At 75.8% G+C, this 1,432-nt stretch carries 1 protein-coding gene and 1 pseudogene; one reads left to right on the forward strand and one right to left on the reverse strand.

Features of this window, described 5'->3' with window-relative positions; genetic code table 11:
• Positions 1-625, reverse strand: a pseudogene (locus tag HGA02_RS18940) (hypothetical protein); the annotation flags it as partial.
• A gap of 224 nt (positions 626-849) precedes the next feature.
• Between HGA02_RS18940 and HGA02_RS18945 the strand changes: the two are divergent.
• Positions 850-1,432: hypothetical protein (locus HGA02_RS18945; protein WP_246248100.1), on the forward strand; the 583-nt coding region annotated here is incomplete at its 3' end.

The raw sequence follows: 1,432 nt of genomic DNA on the forward strand, positions 1-1,432 counted from the left end.
GTCGGCCCTCCGCGGCCGCACGGTCCGACTCGAGCGCGGCGAGCTCGTCGCGGCGCCGCACGTCGTGCGCCCACCACAGCGGCGTCCCGTAGATCGCGACGGACTGCAGCAGCAGGAGGACCGCCTCGCGCGGCGGCGCCCCGAGCGCCAGCACGACGAGCGGCGTGACGACGACGAGGACGACGACTGTCACGACGATCCGCCGGCGCACCGTCTCGCGGGTCAGCAGCGCGGCGGTGTAGAGCGCGTCGAAGAGGGCGACGAGCGTCGCGACGCTGCCGCCGAGCGCCGCGTCGAGCAGCGCGCACCCGGCCGCGACGAGCAGCACCCCCACGGGGTGCCGACGCTTCACGACGAGCGCCGTCGACGCGACGACGAGCAGCGCGACGTGCCACAGGCCGACCCGCTCGGCGACGCTGTCGGGCACCCACGGCGGCGCGGGGCTCGCGACGCCGAGCCCGATGAGCACCAGCCCGAACAGCAGCGTCGCGACCGCCGCGGTCCGGTCGTCCCACCAGCCGCGTGCCCGGACGACCCGCACGATCCGTGCACCGCGGTCCCACCAGCCGACGTCGGACGCGTCCGACGTGACCGTCGGGGACGGCGACGTCGACGTCCGCGGCACGCTCGTGTCGTCGCGGCCGCCGGCTCGGTCCGTAGCCCGGGGGTCGGCCGCGTGGCGGCCGGCTGCGTCGACGGCGTCGTCGCGCACCTCGCCCGTCGCCTCGGTCACCCGCCCATCCCAGCACAGCGTCAGACAGAGGCCGTCGTCCGAAGGATGTACGCCGCCGCACGGGATCGGCCGTCCGCCCGACGCGGCGTGCGGGCTCCCACCACGAGGGTGGCGGCATGACCGAGCTGGTGGACCTGATCCGTGAGAACCCCGTCGCCGCGCTGGTCGTGGCGTGCGAGGTGGCGTTCTGGGTGTTCCTCGTCGCCGCCGTGGTGGCGCGCTACGGGCTGCGGTGGCGACGCACGTCGACCGTCCTGCTGCTGTGCGAGCCCGTGCTCGAGGTCGTGCTGCTCGTCGCGACCGTCGGGGACCTGCTGCGCGGCAGCGAGCCGACGTGGACGCACGGTCTCGCCGCCCTGTACCTGGGCTTCACCGCGGGGTTCGGGAAGTACACGATCCACAAGGTCGACGCGTGGGTCGCGTGGCGCTTCGCGGGCGGGCCGCGGCCCCCGCGCGTGCCGAAGACGGGGGCACCGGCACGGGCGCACGAGTGGCGCATGTGGGGCCGCGTGGTCGTCGCGTGGGTCGTGGCCGCGGTCGTCCTCGGGGTGCTGCTGCTCATCGCGCAGGAGCCCGACCAGCGCGAGGTGCTGCTCGGGTGGCTCGGGCGCGCGACGCTCGTGCTCGTCGTGTGGTTCGTCGCGGGACCCGTCTGGACGGAGCTCTCGACGCGCGGCCGCCCGGCCGACGACGCCGACG

Origin of the sequence: Cellulomonas septica, from assembly GCF_012396155.1 — a bacterium.
In the GTDB taxonomy this organism is placed as follows: domain Bacteria; phylum Actinomycetota; class Actinomycetes; order Actinomycetales; family Cellulomonadaceae; genus Cellulomonas; species Cellulomonas septica.